This window comes from Pseudomonas sp. TE3728 (assembly GCF_056279145.1).
Map to the genome: position 1 here is coordinate 1,015,228 of NZ_JBWBQT010000001.1, position 19,114 is coordinate 1,034,341.

22 protein-coding genes and 2 pseudogenes are annotated in these 19,114 nt (G+C 54.5%); 10 read left to right on the forward strand and 14 right to left on the reverse strand.

The features are described 5' to 3' along the window. Nucleotides 1-7: 7 nt before the first annotated feature. Together ACZ89R_RS03965 and ACZ89R_RS03970 are read right to left on the reverse strand one after the other, a co-directional pair. Nucleotides 8-781, reverse strand: coding sequence for a nuclease-related domain-containing protein (locus ACZ89R_RS03965; RefSeq protein ID WP_429546621.1), 774 nt, complete (start codon nt 779-781; stop codon nt 8-10). Between the two features lie 174 nt (nt 782-955). Continuing rightward, entirely contained in the window at nt 956-1,720 is a 765-nt protein-coding gene (locus ACZ89R_RS03970; protein WP_429546620.1) for a tetratricopeptide repeat protein, read from the reverse strand. 399 nt (nt 1,721-2,119) lie between these two features. Between ACZ89R_RS03970 and ACZ89R_RS03975 the strand changes: the two genes are divergently transcribed. Further along, complete coding sequence (locus ACZ89R_RS03975) at nt 2,120-2,518, forward strand: hypothetical protein (protein WP_256348550.1); 399 nt, start codon at nt 2,120-2,122, stop codon at nt 2,516-2,518. Between the two features lie 215 nt (nt 2,519-2,733). Here ACZ89R_RS03975 and ACZ89R_RS03980 read toward each other — a convergent pair whose 3' ends face one another. From ACZ89R_RS03980 to ACZ89R_RS03990, 3 genes are all read right to left on the reverse strand, one after another. Next, the gene (locus ACZ89R_RS03980) at nt 2,734-3,012 is read right to left on the reverse strand and encodes an NIPSNAP family protein (RefSeq protein ID WP_429546619.1); all 279 of its coding nucleotides are present in this window, start codon (nt 3,010-3,012) and stop codon (nt 2,734-2,736) included. A 33-nt stretch (nt 3,013-3,045) separates the two neighbouring features. Further along, complete coding sequence (locus ACZ89R_RS03985) at nt 3,046-3,945, reverse strand: DMT family transporter (RefSeq protein ID WP_008075485.1); 900 nt, start codon at nt 3,943-3,945, stop codon at nt 3,046-3,048. A 167-nt stretch (nt 3,946-4,112) separates the two neighbouring features. Continuing rightward, nucleotides 4,113-5,192: an SDR family oxidoreductase gene (locus ACZ89R_RS03990; protein WP_429546618.1), complete on the reverse strand. Its 1,080-nt coding sequence runs from the start codon at nt 5,190-5,192 to the stop codon at nt 4,113-4,115. Nucleotides 5,193-5,266: 74 nt separating this feature from the next. On the opposite strand from ACZ89R_RS03990, the gene ACZ89R_RS03995 reads away from it, so the two are divergent. Together ACZ89R_RS03995 and ACZ89R_RS04000 are read left to right on the forward strand one after the other, a co-directional pair. Then, entirely contained in the window at nt 5,267-5,656 is a 390-nt protein-coding gene (locus ACZ89R_RS03995; RefSeq protein WP_429546617.1) for a MerR family transcriptional regulator, read from the forward strand. A 343-nt stretch (nt 5,657-5,999) separates the two neighbouring features. Beyond that, entirely contained in the window at nt 6,000-6,482 is a 483-nt protein-coding gene (locus ACZ89R_RS04000) for a GNAT family N-acetyltransferase (RefSeq protein WP_032830703.1), read from the forward strand. A gap of 38 nt (nt 6,483-6,520) precedes the next feature. Here the strand turns inward: ACZ89R_RS04000 and ACZ89R_RS04005 are convergent. Next, a pseudogene (locus tag ACZ89R_RS04005) lies at nt 6,521-6,730 on the reverse strand (IS66 family transposase); the annotation flags it as partial. 165 nt (nt 6,731-6,895) lie between these two features. On the opposite strand from ACZ89R_RS04005, the gene ACZ89R_RS04010 reads away from it, so the two are divergent. Both ACZ89R_RS04010 and ACZ89R_RS04015 read left to right on the forward strand, forming a co-directional pair. Continuing rightward, nucleotides 6,896-7,180 (forward strand): alpha/beta fold hydrolase, encoded by a 285-nt coding sequence (locus tag ACZ89R_RS04010; protein ID WP_429546616.1) that lies wholly within the window; start codon nt 6,896-6,898, stop codon nt 7,178-7,180. A gap of 29 nt (nt 7,181-7,209) precedes the next feature. Then, nucleotides 7,210-7,509: an alpha/beta fold hydrolase gene (locus tag ACZ89R_RS04015; RefSeq protein ID WP_429546615.1), complete on the forward strand. Its 300-nt coding sequence runs from the start codon at nt 7,210-7,212 to the stop codon at nt 7,507-7,509. 230 nt (nt 7,510-7,739) lie between these two features. Here the strand turns inward: ACZ89R_RS04015 and ACZ89R_RS04020 are convergent, their stop codons facing one another. The 3 genes from ACZ89R_RS04020 to ACZ89R_RS04030 all read right to left on the reverse strand — a co-directional run bounded on the left by ACZ89R_RS04020 (nt 7,740) and on the right by ACZ89R_RS04030 (nt 10,691). After that, on the reverse strand, nt 7,740-8,519 hold the full coding sequence (locus tag ACZ89R_RS04020) for an SDR family NAD(P)-dependent oxidoreductase (protein WP_429546614.1): 780 nt from the start codon (nt 8,517-8,519) through the stop codon (nt 7,740-7,742). Nucleotides 8,520-8,880: 361 nt separating this feature from the next. Beyond that, complete coding sequence (locus ACZ89R_RS04025) at nt 8,881-9,579, reverse strand: hypothetical protein (RefSeq protein ID WP_008075467.1); 699 nt, start codon at nt 9,577-9,579, stop codon at nt 8,881-8,883. A gap of 320 nt (nt 9,580-9,899) precedes the next feature. Continuing rightward, entirely contained in the window at nt 9,900-10,691 is a 792-nt protein-coding gene (locus tag ACZ89R_RS04030; RefSeq protein WP_429546613.1) for a response regulator transcription factor, read from the reverse strand. Between the two features lie 134 nt (nt 10,692-10,825). Here ACZ89R_RS04030 and ACZ89R_RS04035 point away from each other — a divergent pair, with 134 nt between their 5' ends. Next, nucleotides 10,826-11,929, forward strand: a complete 1,104-nt coding sequence (locus tag ACZ89R_RS04035; RefSeq protein WP_429546612.1) for a polyamine ABC transporter substrate-binding protein — start codon at nt 10,826-10,828, stop codon at nt 11,927-11,929. A 211-nt stretch (nt 11,930-12,140) separates the two neighbouring features. Here ACZ89R_RS04035 and ACZ89R_RS04040 read toward each other — a convergent pair. Then, nucleotides 12,141-12,345: pseudogene (locus tag ACZ89R_RS04040) on the reverse strand (helix-turn-helix domain-containing protein); the annotation flags it as partial. Between ACZ89R_RS04040 and tssI the strand changes: the two are divergent. Then, the gene (gene tssI / locus ACZ89R_RS04045) at nt 12,338-13,891 is read left to right on the forward strand and encodes a type VI secretion system tip protein TssI/VgrG (protein WP_429546611.1); all 1,554 of its coding nucleotides are present in this window, start codon (nt 12,338-12,340) and stop codon (nt 13,889-13,891) included. The pseudogene ACZ89R_RS04040 and the gene tssI sit on opposite strands and share 8 nt — an antisense overlap. A 207-nt stretch (nt 13,892-14,098) precedes the next feature. Here the strand turns inward: tssI and istB are convergent, their stop codons facing one another. The 4 genes from istB to ACZ89R_RS04065 all read right to left on the reverse strand — a co-directional run bounded on the left by istB (nt 14,099) and on the right by ACZ89R_RS04065 (nt 17,582). Next, nucleotides 14,099-14,848, reverse strand: a complete 750-nt coding sequence (istB, locus tag ACZ89R_RS04050) for an IS21-like element ISPsy14 family helper ATPase IstB (protein ID WP_429545483.1) — start codon at nt 14,846-14,848, stop codon at nt 14,099-14,101. A gap of 20 nt (nt 14,849-14,868) precedes the next feature. Continuing rightward, on the reverse strand, nt 14,869-16,383 hold the full coding sequence (istA, locus tag ACZ89R_RS04055; protein ID WP_429545484.1) for an IS21 family transposase: 1,515 nt from the start codon (nt 16,381-16,383) through the stop codon (nt 14,869-14,871). Nucleotides 16,384-16,678: 295 nt separating this feature from the next. Next, entirely contained in the window at nt 16,679-17,101 is a 423-nt protein-coding gene (locus ACZ89R_RS04060; RefSeq protein WP_429546610.1) for a MarR family winged helix-turn-helix transcriptional regulator, read from the reverse strand. Further along, nucleotides 17,094-17,582, reverse strand: coding sequence for a P-loop nucleotide/nucleoside kinase family protein (locus ACZ89R_RS04065; RefSeq protein ID WP_429546609.1), 489 nt, complete (start codon nt 17,580-17,582; stop codon nt 17,094-17,096). Before ACZ89R_RS04065 ends, ACZ89R_RS04060 begins: the two co-directional genes overlap by 8 nt. Nucleotides 17,583-17,769: 187 nt before the next feature. Here ACZ89R_RS04065 and ACZ89R_RS04070 point away from each other — a divergent pair, with 187 nt between their 5' ends. From ACZ89R_RS04070 to ACZ89R_RS04080, 3 genes are all read left to right on the forward strand, one after another. Then, nucleotides 17,770-18,225 carry a GNAT family N-acetyltransferase gene (locus ACZ89R_RS04070; protein WP_429546608.1) on the forward strand — a complete coding sequence of 152 codons (456 nt, stop codon included), beginning with the start codon at nt 17,770-17,772 and terminating at the stop codon, nt 18,223-18,225. Nucleotides 18,226-18,260: 35 nt separating this feature from the next. Beyond that, nucleotides 18,261-18,458 carry a hypothetical protein gene (locus tag ACZ89R_RS04075; protein ID WP_223570258.1) on the forward strand — a complete coding sequence of 66 codons (198 nt, stop codon included), beginning with the start codon at nt 18,261-18,263 and terminating at the stop codon, nt 18,456-18,458. Nucleotides 18,459-18,600: 142 nt separating this feature from the next. After that, a complete protein-coding gene (locus ACZ89R_RS04080) occupies nt 18,601-19,104 on the forward strand; it encodes a helix-turn-helix transcriptional regulator (protein WP_429546607.1) in 504 nt (167 codons plus the stop codon). Nucleotides 19,105-19,114: the final 10 nt, after the last annotated feature.

Genomic DNA, 19,114 nt, shown 5'->3' on the forward strand with positions numbered 1-19,114 from the left:
TGGAGGACTAATCCAAATCCTGTTTCGCTCGACATTTTGGGTAGGCGCTGCAGCTCCAGAATCGCTCTCCTGCTCTATCGCCTGTATTACGGATACGAATTTCGAAAGCACTTCCACAACGCGGGCAACGGCGTTTCGCCAAAGGGTCATTTCGCTGTTTCAGGCGTTGTACATGCTCATAGTGGGTAGTGAGCGTACTGTCCCTCTTCCCGCTCTCCAGTGCCTTCACCATTACACTCACCTGCGCTTCGCTAAACACAGGCAGCTGAAAGGACTTGATATAGCGGATGCAGCTGACGCCTTGGGTGACATTGTCCGGCATGATGGTCTTGAAGCTGCTGCCGCCGACGAAGGCGATTACAGAATGGATGTGCTCGGGCGGAACGCTGAGCAGCGCTTCTAGCACCTTCAAGTGCTTGTAATTCTGCCGCAGCGGGTTCTGGAACCTGAGGCGATGCCGGAGGATCTGTTGTGTCCACTGGGCCTGGCGCTCACCTCCGAAAATCCAGCCGCCCATATTTTTGGTCTCCAGCACGAAAATGCCAAAAGGCGACAGGAACACATGATCGATCTGGGTAGTGCCATCGGGCGTATCCAGTGTGATGTTGTGCAACCGGCGGTAGACCTGGCTATCCAGCCCATAGTGGGCGAATGTCCGCACCAGCAACTCACCGCACCAGCCCTTGAACCAGGGTGTCTTGATGATGATGACTAGGACCAACAATGGCAGCAGCCACTTCAGCATGTCGAACAGCGGCTGGAGCATCACAAAAATATTCATCGCTTCCTTTGCGTTGCGAGGGTGTCCGTACACCGGATGAGGCCACGCCTTCACCCTTTTTGTTCCTTTCTAGCTTAGGTGAGGTAACTGGCGTCTGCTTTCGGCCCTGCTGTGTAAAAACGTTTTAGAGCAGGTTTGACAGTCAGAACTGGAACGAAAATGGACACCAGCAACTCAACCGCGCACCAGGTAGGCCCCTGATGGAACCCGATATCGCAGCTTCTTGCATTTGCCCGGTGCAGGCTGATGCCCCGGCGGACGATCAGGAAACCAGATACGGCATTTACCCGGAGGTGGCATATGGCCGCGGGGAATCTCAACCTCACCGTACGCAGGCTCTGGCTCGACATTAACCATTTGCAATTGTCCTTCGGGCCCGGCTCTGCCAGCCGTCGGTGCATCCGAAACCCGATTTGCCTCTACGCGAGTGAAGTTGTCAGCGTCGCGCCCAGTGCTCTGAGTGGATTGCTCAACAACCGCCATTTCCGCTTCGCGGCGCCTTTGGGTCTCCTGTGTTAACCCCTTCTGTACTGCGACCAGATCCTTTTGGGCATTGGGTGAGGTACCTGAAGACTGGGCCTGCTGCGCCGCCTGGATCAATTGGAAGTTGCGGTTGCGCAACTCGACGTTGCGACCCACCCGCATGTTCGAGCGCACCGCCAAGGTTTCAGCCTGCTGGTACTGCCCCTGCTGAAGACGCAACACACCGAGGTAATGCAGCGTCGCGGGATTGTTCGGCTGGATATGCAGGGCACGCTCCAGCGTGGCGGCGGCCTGATCCAGTCGGCCATTTTCATACTGCCGCGAGGCGGTTTCGATCAGGGTCGTTGATGCGCTGTTGCTTTGCGCGGGCGCTCTTCGCTCGGCAGCAAACGAATAAAGCGACGCGACGGCGCAGGACACCAGAATGAGACCCGGCAGAAAACTCTTGGTTGGCATCAGGGGGCGGACTCGAGTGAATTCGGACGGCACTGCCGTAAAACAGACCACAGCGCTGCTCGGCAATCCAATACCGGGCCGCTATTGACCTGGGCAATACCCTGAAGTTCCTGCAGCAACGGCCGTCGCAACCAGCATCATTTTTACCAGCCCAACATCTAAGCATGAGCGATTGCTGCACTTCGCGCAGAGCAGAGAACGGCCAGAAGTGAGCATCGAGAAAGCAAACTTCAAAAGTGGTCGAACACGTTGGCTATTTAAGCAACGGCTCCCTAGAACTTTTCCCTATTTATCGGTCTATGTGGATAGGTACATTCGCTAGGTAAGCACGCCTCCCAGCAGGCTTCCCACCGCCAGATGGCCACACGCCCTATTGTCAATCAGAGGTTGTCTTCGCTCATGAAATTCCATGTCCCACGGATGGTGCTCTTCGGCCTGTTCGCGTTCGCGGCAGTGGGCTCGGCATCAGCCACACAGATGAAAACCTCAACCCCTGTTTTCGCAACTGAAGCCCCAGCCGTACAGGCTCCTGTTCAGGCCGCCGGCAACCCTTGGCCGACCTTGGCGAGTATGGCCGGCAAGCAGCCAGGGCCGTTGCTTGCCCATGACGACCGATACTGGCATGACGGCCGTTGGCATGATCGTAGGGACAATTGGCGCCGAGACGACTGGCGCAGAGATCAGTGGCGTAGAGAGCAAGCCCGCCGGGAAGCTGAACGCCATCGTGATTGGGAACGCCACCAGGATCGAGCCATGCGGCACCGTTACAAGGATGATCACGGTTATTATCGTCGCTAGTGCGAAGCCCCGGAACAATCCACCTGCAATAACACGGGGGCGATACTGCCAGCCTGCAAAATCAAGACTCAAATCGGTCCGAAATAGCAGTGCTCGCCCACATTGACGAACGCCGGCAGATTTAACGTAGAAACACGTACTTCAATACGGTATCTGGGTTTTTTCACACTCTGGGCCAAAAGTAGCCTCCTTGGCGCGGCCGCAAACACGTCAGTTCAATCAAGAATGGGACGAAGGAAACTGCGCTCGTAGCTCAGGATGAATTTTTGCTCGGTAGCCTGCGTCACCAATTGAACGCACTCAGGATCAACTCCGGCCTCCCTACGGTACTGCTCATAATCTGCCAGGCTGGAAAAGCTGAATAGACAGTAAGCGATGTTGTTGGCGCCTTCGGCTGGGAGAAAGTAGCCGTGGTGGTTTCCTCCCATACGAGTCACCACACGAATCCAATGACGAGAATAGTTTTCGAAAGGCTCAAAACACTTAAAAACCACTGATTGCTAAAGTAATCAGGATCCGAAAATAGCTCACTCGGTCGAAGGGACGGATGCTTTGCTACCCAAGCGGATTAGTTCATTGGAGAAACACAGGCCGACGATGATCAGTGCCGCTCCCGCGTACAGGCTTTCGCGCGGTACTTCGTTGAGCGCCACAAACGCCAGCAGCGCGGCGAACAGTGGCTCGGTCAGCTCCAGCGCTTGCACTTGGGATGGCTTGAGATACTCGATGGCTTTGGTGGTGCAGAAGAAGCCCAGGATTGTCGGCAGCGTGGCCAGCGCCAGCAGCGCGGCGATCGCCAGCGGCGACAGCTCACCCATCGCGAAACCATCGGCCGCAGCCGGCATCAGCAAGTACAGGCTGCCAAAGAACAACAATTGTCGGGTGAAGTGCAGCCCCCCAGACACCCCCATACGCTTCATGGCAACCGAAAAGGCCCCATAGCCGGAGCCGGCCATGGAGGCGAGCGCAGCACCTTGCAGGGTAAAGCCCTGCTGCAGGTCGCCGCCGAAGATCACCGAGATCCCAGCGATAGCCAGTGCGGCACCAACGGTAGCGTTCGCGGTGATGGCATCCTTGAGGAAAATGCGCCCCAGAATGATCGAGGAAATTGAGGCACTGGCCATCAGCACCACCACCACACCTGCCGCAGCGTAGTGTCGATAGGCGGACGTTTCGAAATGGAACAGCACAAAGATCCCAAGGAATGCGCAGATAGCCGCCTGAGTCCATTTGGTCGACGCCGCCGGGCGCTTGAGGAAAAACAATAAGATCGAGAGCAGCACGCAACCCAGTACGGTCTTGATGACAGCGACACTGCTAGCGGTGAAACCATTACTCATGAGTATTTTGCTGAGTACACCGATCGTTGCATTCAGTGCCGCAGCGGAGAGTGCAAATATGACGCCTTTGCTGAAAGTAGATTGCATTGATGACGATCCCTGTCGCTGAATTGTCGTTCGATAGAATGCCGCCCTATATCGACGGCGCAAAGTTTGAGGATACGAAGATCCCACCAACCCCAGTATTTATTGTGGCATAAGCTGGATCGCCCAGTAGGATGCTATTCGCCTTCTTGTCGCCGCCAAGGGAGAAGTCAGAGGGCCTGGCCCTTGGCTATGCAATATGAGTTGACGAACGCTGCAGTGTGCTGCAAAGACTGACGTATATCCGGTTTGGCTATTCCATGCCTGTTGGCAAATTGCTCGACCGCCGCTGTATCAAAACGAGTGGTCTGGATAAAGTCCAAGGCTTCGGGTTTTGTATTCAAAAACCACGCGACGGGAGGAATACTCAGTAGCAACTTCAGCAATCGGAGTGAAATGTGATGCTTGGGAGACTTTAAGCCCAAAGGTTGTGCCACCTGTATCAGGAGTTCTCGCAAGTTTGGAGTTTGGTCATCAAGCGCCAGCAGTTCCTGGCCCACCATGGCAGGATCAAAAGCACAAACTGCCACCAGCTCAACCAGGTAATCCACGGTGACCAGTGGCAGCCAGTGCTCGGCGGTACCGGGCACTGCAGTCAGCTTTCCCTGAACAAGGTTGCGTATCAGCTCCACCAGCGGCTGACCGTCAAGGATATGCCCCGTGCGGCTGTGGCCACAGACAGTCGCAGGGTGGACAACGGTAATCTCCCCGCCCTTGGCGGACATGACCTCCAGGGTCGCAAAATGCGCCTCCAGCTTGCTTCCCTCATAACCACCGACATGTCGGTAGACGGCAGGCCAATTCGTCAACTCCGGATGACGAGGATCAATTCCGATGCGTTGCAGATGTTCATGATTTTTCAGCATGTAGCCGCCGATCATCACTAAACGGCTTTTTTGCTCAGCCGCCAACAGCGCCACGCGCTTTGCCCCTTCCACATTCACCGCACGAGAATGCTCCACTGAAAGCCCCCATGCGAAGTGGGCGCCCAGGTGGAATATGACTCTGGCGTGCCGTAGCACTTCTCGGTCAGCAAGACTCAGCCCGAGGTTGTCCCGTTCCAGATCGCCAGCTACGGCAAATACCAGGGTTGCGCACCCTCCCAAATTATCGACTTGCTCCCGCAGTGCAGCTAGTCGCTCTGGGCGACGCATCAACACCCGAATGGTGTGACCTTTTGCACTCAGGTACGCCACCAAATGTTGACCGACGAAGCCGGTACCCCCCGTGACAAAGCACTCCACGCTCATTTCCCTGCTCCTTGTTTAAGGTGAGAAATCAAGCGTAAACTATCGACCCAACTCTATAGTCAAGCGGTGTTTTCATGAAAATCGGCGAACTCGAGGCCCGCAGCGGCGCCAGCCGCCATACGCTGCGTTACTACGAGCAAATCGGCCTGATCTCACCGCTGCGGCGAACTAACAATTATCGCGTTTACACAGCGCAAACTCTGCAGGATCTGGACTTTATCCAGCGTGCGCAAAGCATGGGGTTTTCCCTGGGGGAAATAGGCGAGATTCTGGATGCGCAGCGGAACAAGCTGATCGATTGTGCTGACGGCGCCAAGCTAATTGAAAAAAAGATGGCAGAGATCAAACAGAAAATCGCCAACCTCCAAAGCATTTATCGGTATCTGGATGAAGAGCGTGCAAACCTCGAAGCCAGTGCTGCCAAGCAACTTGAGCTTCAGCAGCTGAACAACTCTTCAAACTGAGCTGTCAGCATCTAGAAAACGGAAGCTGCAGCCTGCTTCCAGTTTCAAGCCCCCATTACGCATTTTCTAAAACCTTCTGGCCTGGCCCTGGACAGTAAGCGTCCGCCCAACAGACCTTGCGTGGTTAAACGGGCGCCCGTCTACGCGACAGCTACTCGATAATCTCGCTCGGCCGCCGCATCGGCAGTCGCGTGAACACGCCCCTTAAATATGCAGTAAGCCTCCGGCGAACACATCCCCTGAAGCTGATATGGAGCCATCGCCTCCATTAAACCGAGGCAGTAGTGGTTATGCGGATTCTGTTTTCTATAATGACTGACCGGCCATGTTTAGGGTGCTTGTTATGCCAGCCTCCGCTGATCAAAACTCCGCTGTCGTTTTATGCGCAGCTTCCAATAACGACCTGGAAGATCTGGTAGCCATCAGGATTGAGGCCATGCGCGAGAGCCTTGAGCGGCTTGGACGATTTAACCCAGATCGTGCGCGCGAACGATTTCTTGGTGGGTTCGACGCTAACAGCACACGCCGCATAGAAGTATCAGGTGATCTGGTCGGTTTTGTCGTTATCAAAGACCATCAGAGCGAGCTTCTGCTTGACCACTTGTATGTGATACCCAGTGCTCAAGGAGCAGGAATCGGTTCTGAAGTTCTTACTCAGATTTTCAGAGAGGCTGATGAGATCGGGCGTCCCATCAAGGTTGGTGCTCTCAAGGAAAGCGCTTCAAATCGTTTTTACACTCGCCATGGCTTTGTGTTCGTCGAAAGCGGTGAATTCGATAATTATTATGTCCGGATTAACGGTAATGCCGTTAATTTGGGCGACTAGGCAAATCTTGATACGGTGCCCCGTCAGAGGTTGCACCGTTAGATGGGCATACACCTGTAGGGCAGTAGGTCGGTAATCTCATTCGCCCGCTGCGTCGGCAGGCGCGTGAGAACATCCTTCAGATCATGACCATTCAGCCGCTCAGACTGGATCAAGCTCATGATCGCCGCCGCTCGTTTGCCGCTGCGTAAGGAGCCGGCGAATAGCCAGTTTGAACGCCCGGAAGCCCATGGCCGGATTTGATTTTCACATCAGTGAATTGCTCCAGATTTGCTAGACACATGATGTCCGCTTTGGGTCGCGGGTTGCCCTTCACTACCGGCGGCTCTCGTTCCGAAGTGATCATCGAACCTCGTGGCATCCATTTTTTCCTCCTGCTGACTCTTTCAATCCCACCTTCAAGGACCGAACCTGTGATCGCATCCCCCGCCAAACTCCTCTTCCTGCCCGGAGCCTCAGGTAACACCCGGTTTTGGCATCCGGTTGCTGAGCGCTTGGCCCACCCTGCGCAGCATGTCCATATCGGCTGGCCCGGCTTTGGAGACACTCCGCCATTGCCTAGCGTGACTGGCATGCATGATCTGGTGGCTCGCGTGCTGGCCAAGATCGACCGGCCCACAGCGCTGGAGGCACAGTCCATGGGCGGCATAGTCGCTGTGCTTGCAGCGCTTGAACGCCCTGAACTGATCAGCACCTGACGCTGACCGTCACCTCTGGCGGGGTGAATATGTCTGCTCTGGGCGCGCATGACTGGCGCCCGGATTTTGCTGCCACCAACCCGACACTGCCGAGTTGGTTTCTCGACGACCGCACCGACCTCACGCTCCGGTTGATCGAGTTGCGCATGCCAGTCCTGCTCCTCTGGGGAGATTCTGATCCGATCAGCCCCATTCGCGTCGGCCAGCGCCTTGCTCAACTGTTACCTCGTGCTGAACTACACGTTTTCCCTGGCGCCGATCACAATCTGGGCTTTACTCACGCAGCCGAAGTGGCGAGGTTGATCGAGAGACATCTGGCCTGCTGGTAAGCGGAACACTTGTTGCCATCGCGTCGGACTGATTGTGCGACACCGTGCGTTTCAAGACCTGGTGGACAAACAACCTTAGGCATATCGCTCTAACCTCGCCGGATACTCTGCGCAAACCGCGTAGAGATGAAAAAAAAATCAAAGCACACTAGCCTTTCACATCTTTTTACTTGGCGGCGCCGGTATTCAAATATCGCTTCCTCAAACTGCAGACTTAAGCTCCCCTGCCCTCAACGGGGGCTTTTGTTCTCAGAGAGGCAGTTGCCCCCGTCGACCACGAGAAGCTCGCCCGTAATGTAGCTGGACTCTGGAGAAGCAAGAAAAGCTACCGCCGCAGCGACCTCCTCTGGTCTACCGGCACGCCCGACGGGAACATACTGCGCTGCGATCACTTCCTCAGGTGTGCTGGACTGCGTTGCGATCCACCCAGGGGCAACAGAGTTCACGGTGATACCATATGGTGCGACTTCCAGCGCCAAGCTCATGTTCATCCCCACAATCCCCGCTTTCGCCGCCGCATACGCGGCCTCGCCAGGGTTGCTGACGCGGGTGCCGGTCGTAGAACTGATATGGACGATGCGTCCGTAACGACGATTCTGCATCCCCGGCAATACAGCGCGGGTCAGCAAAAATACAGTGGTCAGATTACGGGCAATCGAAGTGTTCCATATATCGACGCTCATGTTGGCCACTTCAGAAAACGTTTCGGCTTCACCCTGAATCGCCATACCAGCGTTGTTCACGAGTACATCGATTCGCCCCCATAGCGATTCCGCCCAAGTCACCAGTTCGACGACCTGAGCCGGCTGAGTGAGATCTGCAGCGCGTCCTTGCACCTCATAACCTGCCGCGGTCAGTTGCGCGACGCGATCATGGATACGGGCACTGCTGCCGGTGATGATCAGCTTTGCGCCCGAGTCCCCAAGCCGTCGCGCGATGGCGAGACCAATCCCATGTTCGCTGCCAGCTCCACTGACCAATGCGACCTGACCACTCCAGTTTTTGAACATTGCAATGCTCCACAGGGTTACACAGGAAGTACTGTCTGACAGTCCAGACTAGACGCTAGCCGCCCGCATCGATGCACTAAGGATTGTGAGCGGCAGCATTCGGCCAGAAGCTGACGATACTGTGATGCATTGATAGCCTGTATGCGCGCTCAGTCGAGTAGGCCTTTACCTCATGAACTACTCAGGCTCCACACGCAACAACGAACGCATGACACAAGGATATCCCGATGACACTGGCTGACCTGCAACGGCTATCCGTATCTCAGAGCGAACTGGTTCTTCCCTATCTCCACGCGATTAAAGCTGCCGATAATCCGTCAGGCGATAAAACACTTGAACATGGATGCAATCAGACCGGCGATCACTCGTTCAAGTTTTTGACCAGATAGCTATCTACGATTTGCGAAACGCCCGTCAACGCAGTACGCAGCAACTCCGGTTCAGTGCGATAGCGCAACGGCGTATAGCCATAGGTATTGGCGCCGTTGAATGCGGTGATCGGTTCATTGCGCTGCCAGATTAGTTCCTCGCCGCGTTTCATGACAGCGCTCACGGCAATCGTCGGGTAGACCACACTGCTGAAGCCTTGAGTCAGTGCGAAACCCCAGTTAAGGACGGTCAATTCGATCTGCGCATCGGCCGGTTCGTTTTCACCCACGATCTTGAAACGGCCGGTGGCGGTCAATTGCTCCTCGAAACTCTTTTTGACCAACTCGCCCAGATTGATATCCGCTGTTTCCATGTTGTACAGAATCGCATCAACCGTCGACATCGAAGCCAGGTCACCTGCCTTCAGACCTGCGGCAAATCCAGCCCCTCCCAAAGCAGCCTTGGTCAGGTTCGATGCACCAGCTGCCATCCCTACTCCAGCACCGACACCTGCGCCCAATGCAGCGCCCCATGCCTGTTCACGTCCCATGTAACTCATTTCCTTGGGCTTCCATGCAACCGGGAGAATCTTTACCGTGTGGATCTGGGTACGGTATTCGGGCTTGAATTTCTGGTTGGCACATCCGGCAAGGAAAAGAACGGCAAACATCAGGACAGCAATCTTCTTCATGAACAACTCACGACCCAAAGGAATGTGCGGAGTTTGTCGTCACCGGCAGGAAATTCTGAAGGGTAAATGAGAAGTGCTGATCGCGAATGCTATTGCGGCAGCAGGCATCATTCGGCCGACTCTGTTGAAAACAGTCGGATTTTCAGATCGCCTGAACTCAGGCACGACCACCACCGGGATTAGAGGCAGTACCGTTGGTATGATGAGTCAACTCAGGAACTGCCTCGCAATGACCAGACAGATGAAGTTGTGGTCAGGCCAGGTTCGTACCTGAAGCTGTGACCCCATTTAGAGGTAATGCCCAGACTAAAACGCCGGTTTCAACTTGTAGGAAAAATATCCTGTCTTGGCATAAAAAATCGGGCAAATAGCTCGGATTGTGACTTGATGTTTAATTTGGCGTAAATATTGCGGCGGTGAACCTTTATCGTTTCTACTGAGAGGGAAAGTTTTCCGGCGATCTCTTTATTGGAGAAGCCACTAAGCAATAATCTGAGCACATCACTTTCGCGCGCTGTTATTTGCGTGCCAAGCTGGGCAATCGTTTCTGGCCATAGAGGTGGTTCGGTGAGATTTTTCTCTACGTCAATTTCAAAGCACATGCGCTGATGCATTAATGCAGTCACCCATGGCTTGATAATATCAAGCATTGTTATTTGCTCTTGATTAAAACGGACTTTGCTACCAAAAGAAATGCATAACGTTCTATCGGAGTCGAGCTGAACATTGTACTGCGCCTCATCCACAGAAATATATCGTGCAAAATATTGATGGTAATACTCAGTCTCAAGAAAGTACTCCGGCGCAATATCCAGCAGATGAAAGAAACCGCTCTGTGGGTTTTCTCGATTAGCTATATAAAATGGATCCAGCAGATAAAGCCCCTTCACATAGCGATGAGTGAACGCGTCTATCTCTTCCGCATCTGCTATCTCAGGAAGACTAACAACTCGCACTTGTTGATTGCTAAAAATCAATACAACCCAATTATCGATTTGCACATATTCATTCAATATACGAACAAGTGAACTCCAGAATTCTGGACGGTTCAACTGCATGATCAGCTTTCCAATCGAGCGGTGCCAAGCCAGGCTATGAAGGTCGAACGGCATTTTCTACCCCTTTAGGGTTATTCGTAGGCCAGAGGTAAGTATTCGTAGGTATTTACTATTCGGTAATGCCCGGTATATTCACTATCAGAGCTTACGATGGCCATGAGGGCACATCGCCTTGACAAGGATGTTGCATGAGAAAATCACATTTGCGAACCGTTTTTTCAGCCTCGCTTCTCTGTGTAGGGATAAGCACATCAGTGGGGGCTGTAGAGCCTGGGTTGTATCTGTATAACTGGTTCGGGTTTATCGCACCGGAGACCCCAAAGGAGTTCGAGCAGGAAACCGGCACCAGAGTGCATATGGATGCGTTCGACAGCGCCGAAATCATGCAGAGCAAGATAATGGCTGGGCGCACGGGGTATGACGTGGTTGTGGCTACCTCCAATGTGTTGCCAAGCCTGATCCAGGCGGGAGTACTTCAGCCGCTGGATCGTGATCAACTGAGTAATTTTTCACATATCGATCCTGATATCTTGTCCCAGGTCGCGATCAATGATCCTGGTAATCGCTATGCTGTGCCCTATTTATGGGGCACCACCGGCATTGGCTATAACGTTGACAAAGTCAAAGCGGCATTGGGTGATAATGCTCCGGTGAATAGCTGGGATTTGATCTTCAAAGAAGAAAACATCAGTAAGCTCCAGTCGTGTGGTGTGGCAATGCTCGACTCTCCAAGTGAGATCATTTCGATTGCTTTGCATTACCTTGGGCTCCCCAGCAACAGTAGGAATCCGGATGATTACCAGAAAGCTCAAGCCCTGCTGTTAAAAATCCGTCCTTACGTCCTCTATTTCGATTCATCCAGAATTGACGCTGATCTGGCCGACGGCAATATTTGTGCAGTTGTGGGATGGGCTAATGGTGCCCTTGCTGCACAGGCCATAAACGAGAAGGCCAACACTGGACGCAAGATTACCTACAGCCTTCCTCGCGAAGGGGCGCTGGTCTGGTCGGAAAATCTGGTTCTACTAAAAGACGCTCCCCACCCAAAGGAAGGCATGGCGTTTATTAATTATATGCTACAACCAAAAATTATTGCCAAGACCTCAAATCACACTCTATATCCTAACGCCAATAAAGATGCCACTGAGTTTGTCGAACAGAAGCTGCGAGACAATCTTTGGATTTATCCAGACAAAAAGACTATTGCTACATTTGTTCCACTTGAGCCACTGCCATTGAAGTTAGAGCGAATCCGCACACGGATTTGGACCAAAGTGAAGAGTGGCATGTAATCTGACTTGATTTGTCGCCTGCTGCTCTATGTAAATTTTAAGAAGATCGATGCCCGCCGCCACATCATTAGCCTTTCGTCCTGGCCATAGACGTGAGCCTGGGGCGGGCAGCAGGTTGAGGCAATTTATGTCCGGAAAGTAAGACACAAACGCCGATATATAGGGAGTGCTGAGCTAGTGGGTTAGTGCCTGTACTCCATTTTTCCCAGTATTACCCAGAGCTCTCTCCGGTCCATTGTTTAAAAGCCCGGTGAAACGCACTCTCCTCGCGGAATCCGGCTTTTTCAGCAATGGACAGGATACTCAATCGTTATTGCGCAGACACTCGAAGGCGATAGTCTCGCGCACTTCACCCCCAGTTCCTGGAAGGAGAACCCCTCGCGTTGGAGTTGGCGTCGGAAGCTGCCGATGCTGATGGCCCTTGCTCTATTGCTCGTAACGGCATTCGCGCAGCTGTTTTTAAAAGTGGCTGCTAAGCCCCTCCCGGCTATAGGTTCTTGCCCTGGGGCTGGATTTACCCAGCTTCCTGACATTGCTGTCTGCGACAGCGTCAATTCAACACCTTGTGGAAGAAGAGAACAACGGATGTTCAGCCCAGCCAATCAGACGCATTTCAGTTTGACAATCGACGGTTTTGAGCACGATTTTCAAGTGCTCGCATTCACCGGAGAGGAGGCGATCAGCAGGCCTTACTTCTTCAACGTGGAGCTTGTTAGCGAGCGGTCTGACCTGGATCTCGAAAGCCTCTTCGACAAAGAGGCTTTTCTGAACTTCGACACGCAGGTCAACGGCATTCATGGACGGGTCTATCACATCGCTCAAAGCGGTAATGGTCAGCGTTTGACGCGCTACAACCTGACCCTCGTACCGCACCTGTCCTACTTGCGCCACCGCATCAACCAGAGGATCTATCAACAGTTCTCAGTGCCGAAAATCGTCGCATTGATACTGGAAGAGCATGGGATCTTGGGCGACTCTTATCGGTTTTATCTGGGGTCGACCTATCCCGAGCGTGACTACTGTACCCAGTACGACGAAACGGATTTGCACTTTATTCAGCGCTTGTGCGAAGAAGAGGGTATCCACTTCCACTTCCAACACAGCGCTCAAGGCCACGTGCTGGTCTTTGGCGATGACCAAGCGGTTTTTCCCAAGATTGGGCAACCCACTGCTTATAGACAAGAGAGCGATATGGTGGCCAACGAGCCACTGATCAAGCGCTTCAACCTGCGTCTGGGGCCCCTCACCAGTCGTATCTCGCACAGTGACTATGATTTTGAGCAACAGCGTTTGCAGTTGGAGTCGACCTTTCGCCTAGGGAGAAACGAGCAACACCTAGACATCGAAAACGATGACAAGCTGGAGCGTTTCACAGGTCATGAGCACGGCAAGCAGATAACTCTGCGTGCTATGGAGCGCCGCCACGCTGCTTATCGTCAAGCTGAAGGGCAAGGTGACCAGACGCGGTTAGTCAGCGGCCATGTTCTGGAAATCTCAGGCCACCCGCGCCAAGAGTGGAACGACCTATGGCTACTGACTCAGGTCATCCACGAAGGCAAGCAACCACAAGTATTGAGTGAGAACGTCGCCAGTGGCAACACTGACAACGAGGATGACTTTCATCAGGGTTACCGCAACCGCTTTATTGTTCTTCCGTGGGACGTGTTCTATCGTCCGCCTTTGGCTCACATGAAACCTCAGGTGCCAAGCAACCAGACCGCTGTGGTCATCGCTCTGGAAGACGAGGAGATCCAGTGTGATCGGCGCCTCGGAAGGGTCAAGGTCAAGCTCCCCTGGGACCGCGAAGGTAGATTTGACGACAAAAGTAGTTGTTGGCTGGGGGGGGCCTCCAATTGGAGTTGTGAAATTACGTCCCCCCGAACGGGAATGGAAGTCATGGTCACATTTCTCGAAAACGACCCCGATCAACCGCTGATCAGCGGTTGCCTGTGTTGTTGCTAACCGCAAACGAGTGGAATGGTCGAGGGTGGCATGTAGCTGTCGCATCAGTGGCTGTCGTTTCCAAGAACAGTTGAAATGGCTCAGCTGACTCTTGGAGTGCGCATTCCATGCCATCCGGCCACCCAGCCCACCAACATCCGGCCACCTGTTCCACGCTCATCCGGCCAGGCAGTCGGAGCGCAGCGACGCAGGTTTGCATTGTTAGTCTTAAGCCCCTGCCGCCGTCAATTTCGTTGCGCGCCTGCGCATCGATTCACCCTTCAGTTCGATCCGATAAGCGTTGTGCACCAGCCTGTCGAGGATCGCATCGCCCAAGGTCGGATCGCCGATCAGCGCGTGCCATTTGTCCACCGGCATCTGGCTTGTCACCAGCGTCGAGCGGTTGCCGTAACGGTCGTCCAGCAGTTCAAGCATGTCGCGCCTTTGTGCAGCGGTAAACGGCGCTAGGCCCCAGTCGTCCAAGATCAGCAGGTCGGTCTTGGCATAGCCGGCCATTAATTTGGCGAAGCGACCGTCTCCGTGGGCCAGGCCCAGTTCCTCCATCAGGCGCGGCAGACGCAAGTAGCGCACGCTGTAGCCGTCCCGGCAGGCCTTGTGGGCCAGCGCGCAGGCGAGCCAGGTTTTGCCTACACCGGTCGGGCCGCCGATGATCAGGTTCAAGCCATCGCGCAGCCACTGGCCGCTGCCCAGTTGCAGGATCATGGACTTGTCCAGGCCACGCGGGCTGCGGTAATCGATGTCTTCCAGGCAAGCGTTGTGGCGCAGTCGGGCGGCTTTGAGACGAGTGCTCAGGCGCGCATTTTCACGCTCGGTTAGCTCCCGGTCGACCATCAAGCCCAGGCGTTCATCGAAGCTGAGATCGTTGATGTCCGGTGTCGCATGTTGTTCGCCAAGCGCCTTGATCATGCCGTGCAGGCGAAGGGTTTGCAGCTTGTCCAAGGTCGGATTCGGTAGCATTTCGAAGCTCCTTTTTCAGGTCAGTGGTAGTAGCCGGGGCCGCGCAGGTTGATGTGTTCGTCGGGCAACAGCGGCAGGTTTTGCTGGGCCAGCGGCAGCCGTTCCAGCCCTTGGCGCAGGATCGATTCGAGGCTTTTGTAACTGCACGCGCCCAGTGCCAGCGCACGCTGACAAGCGGCTTCCAGCCGCTCTTCGCCGTGCTGTTTGCTCAGGCGCAGGATGCCCAGGCAGGCGCGGAAGCCCTGCTGCGGGTGGATTCGGCGTTCGAGGATGTAGGCGATGACGCCAGCAGTGTTGGGCCCAGTTTGCTCCGCCCAGCGGATCAACCGTTGCGGCGTCCACTCTGCATGTTCTCGGTGGCTCTTGGGCATGTGCTCGGTTTGGGTGGTGTGGCGACCTTTGTGCTGCGAGCGCAGATGGCTGGCCACGCGCTGGTTGGCGTGGAAGCACTCGACGGTCTTCTCGGTCAGCCGCACTTCGAGTTGGTGCTTCACCAACTGGTACGGTACCGAGTAAAAGTGGCCATCGACCTCGACGTGGTAGTCGATATGGACTCGCACTTTTTTCCATTCCGCGTAGATGTATGGGCGTTCCGGCAGCGCTTGCAGTGCCGGTTGGTCGATGCTTTCGAAGGCTGATCGGCGTGAGCCGGGCAGCTTTTTGAAGGGCTTGTTGTTGAGCCGCTCCAGCAGCACGCCGATCGCCGTGTTGAGTTCGCCCAGCGAGAAGAACTGGCGGTTGCGCAAGACCGCCAATATCCAGCGCTCGACCACTTGCACGCCGACTTCTACCTTGGCTTTGTCCTTGGGTTTTCGTGAGCGAGCAGGTAATACGGCGATGCCGTAATGCTCGGCCAAGTCGCGGTAGCTGGGGTTGATATCCGGCTCGTAACGGTGCGCTTTGGTGACGCCGCTGCGCAGATTATCGGGCACCAGGATCTGCGACGTACCGCCGAGAAAGGCAAAACATCGGACGTGTGAGCCCAGCCAGTCGGGCAGTTTCTGCGACCAGGTGGCTTCGGCAAAGGTGTAGCTCGATGCCCCCAGCACGGCGACGAAGATCTGGGCCTGACGGATCTCTCCGGTTCGCCGGTCGATGACCGGCGCGGTCTGTCCGGCGTAATCGACGAACAGCTTCTCGCCAGCTCGATGTTCCTGGCGCATGACCACGTCGACCTTGGCGGCCCAGAGGCGGTAGTGCTCGCAGAACCAGCTGTACTGGAAGCCTTGCGGGTGAGCGAGTCGATATTCCTGCCAAAGCAAAGCCAGCGTTACGCCGGGGCGGCGCAACTCGGCGTGGACATGAGCCCAGTCTGGTACCGGACGTTGATCACTGGGGACAGCGGGCGGCGGCGGAAAAAGATGCCGTTGCAACTCGGCGTCAGTCAGCGCAGAGGGCCAGGTCAGGCCGCTGGCAGCAAAGCGATTGAGGTACTCACCGACGCTAGCTCGACCTACTTGCAAGCTGATAGCGACCTGGCGGGCAGATAGGCCGACCTCGAATTTGAGACGTAGCACTTCTCGAATCTTACGCATGGATAACCGCTCCACGACGACCTCTCTGCTTCGATAAAAGAGGTCGATGGTAGTGAATTAATCCTGCGTTGCTGCCTGCCTTAAGGGTGGCCGGATGAGCGTGGAATGGGTGGCCGGATCACCGTGGAATCAGTGGCCGGATGTTCATGGAATAGGTGGCCGGATGGCCGTGGAATCCGCACTCTTGGAGTCCTTTTGGATGGTAAAAATATTGGTTTTTACGCCGTTAAAGACTTTATCAAGCCAGTGGTGCCGATGATTTTCATGAGCCGTTTCAGGTTGTAGGCGAGTACATTCAAGCGCCTGTCATCTCGCCAAAAATGGCTTGGTAAGCCTCCTGGCACGAGCTCTCTGCAGTCAACTCCGCGTCGTCAACGAGCTGCGCGCCCGCGGGGGTTAAGCACGCATAACCAACGCGCGCATCGCGCGGATCGCTTTGGCGAGATACCCAACCTATTTTTTCCAAGGGCAGAAGGGATTTGGTTACGGCTGACGCGGTTAAGCCCATGCACTCTGCCAAATCTGCACGACGAAGCCTGCCGCCATGGGCTAGTTTAAGATGATGCAAAATCATGAAGTCGCTAAAGCTCAACCCATGCACGGCAGAGAGTTTGGCGTCGATACGCCGAGTGGCGGCAGTGTATGCCCGGGATATACGGATATAGCGTTCAAGTGTTGAGGGCGAAGTGCCTTCCGCACCCGGTTTGTGGTCAGACATTGCAACACTCCTTCAGTTCGGATGGGGATGGGTGTTCAAAGCGTGCATCCATTGCTTCGAACATTTGGGCTGTTATTTCGAACGAATACCCCGCGCCTTTTTCCAGGTTCCGTTGCAACACGCGCTCACGGCGTAGCGGCTTATCGGCATTTACGAAGTGGCTAAGCACCTCATAGCCCGCGTTGTGAGCCTGCAGTCGGATTTGAGTGCGGTCTGCTTTCGTCATAAAGCCTTGATCCAGCACCACATCCTTGCCCGACGCTAGAACCTGCACGCACGTTTCCCATATTTGCGCCTCGCAACGTCTAACACGGGGAAGCACCCATTCCAGGCTAAGGGGCTGAGGCAGATCCGGGCCGTATAGACGCTGCATCCATTCATCAATAGAGAAGCTGACAGCGTTTAGCTCGGCCGTTATCTGCCGAGCTAGTGTCGACTTACCGGCCCCGAGTGGGCCAGAAACAATGTGTACGGCGTTCATCTGTCACCTTGCGTCCAAGTACTTTACTTGTACAGTATCTGGACATCAGACTGGCGTTGTCAATCCACAGTGACGGTCGATGTTTGACCGTCGCTATCCGACCAACAACCGCTATTGCGCCTTTTGTTTTGGTCAGTGAAGCCTAATCCTTCTAGGATCAAGCGATTACACGGAAGGAGCTACCTTGGTGGATTACCTGATTCGAATCGCTATAAACGCAGACGCCCCGGCTATCAGTCGAACGATCATCAAAACCCTCCGCGAGTCCAATGCTCAGGACTACTCATCCAAGATCATCGATCAAGTGACGCAAAGCTTTTCTCCCCCGGCAATTCTTCAATTGTTGTCTCAGCGTCAGGTACTCGTAGCAATAGTCGACAGTCATATCGTCGCAACTGCAAGTCTTGATCAGGACGTTGTCCGAAGCGTGTTTGTCGATCCGACCTATCAAAGGAAAGGGATCGGAAGACACCTGGTGGAGAGGATTCAATCGATCGCCATAAATGCAGGCCTGAACCTGCTACGTGTTCCCTCTTCAATCACCGCAGAAGGCTTTTATGCTTCACTTGGCTTTAAAAAAATCCGGGACGAGTTTCACGAATCAGAGCGCACGATCATCATGGCGAAGACATTGGACCTGTAGCGCTACAGCGTCCAAGGAAACGCTAGGATCAAAAAATGGATTTCATCTTTGATATCTTGATCAACATGTTGGCTCATCGGATTGGCGTTTACGTGCTTGGCTTGCTCAGTGGCGGTCGTTTCAAGGGAGAAAGCGGTTTTGCCTGGGGTTGGGCAGTCGCCGTCGGCGGCTTGGTGCTGTTCGCACCTTTCGTGATTTTTATAGCCTTGCTCATCCATACCAGTGGGGGGTGAGGTGATGACTGCTACGGGTCCAGGCCGTGTGAAAACACACTGAATAGATATTGGGCGCAGTGTTTCATAACTCTTAAGGTTTGCTTAAGGACTTTAAATGTCGTCGGCGGACAGACTTTCCTGAACGATCAGGAGAGCTGCCATGAACCCGCAAACGGTAGATTCAGACATCCCACGTACCCTTGCGCGACCGCTGGGTGCCCTGTCCAACTGGCAGGAGCGCCGCGCCAAGGAACTGATGCTGCGTGACATGAGCAGCTGCGTGCGCATCGGCGATATTGCCGAACACTGCAACCTGTCACGCAGCCATTTTTCCCGGGCATTTAAAAAGGTTACTGGCTACTCGCCTCAAGGCTGGCTGATGAGGATGAAGATCAAAAAAGCCAAAACCCTGCTAATCACCTCAATACCGATTACCGAGGTGGTCTATGAATGCGGTTTTGCGGACCACTCGCATTTCACCCGCACCTTCAGCCGCCTGGAAGGGATGACACCCAAGGCATGGCGCCGGGCCTTTGAACATGCAACGAACTATCTTCCCCAGCCGCCAGTGATCGATCGGGACATACCCGATTGGAGCATTCGCGATAGCCTGGTCGAGGGCGTGGGACAGTCGCGCGTGCAGGATCTGCATGTGTGGAACTGATCGAGGTCGA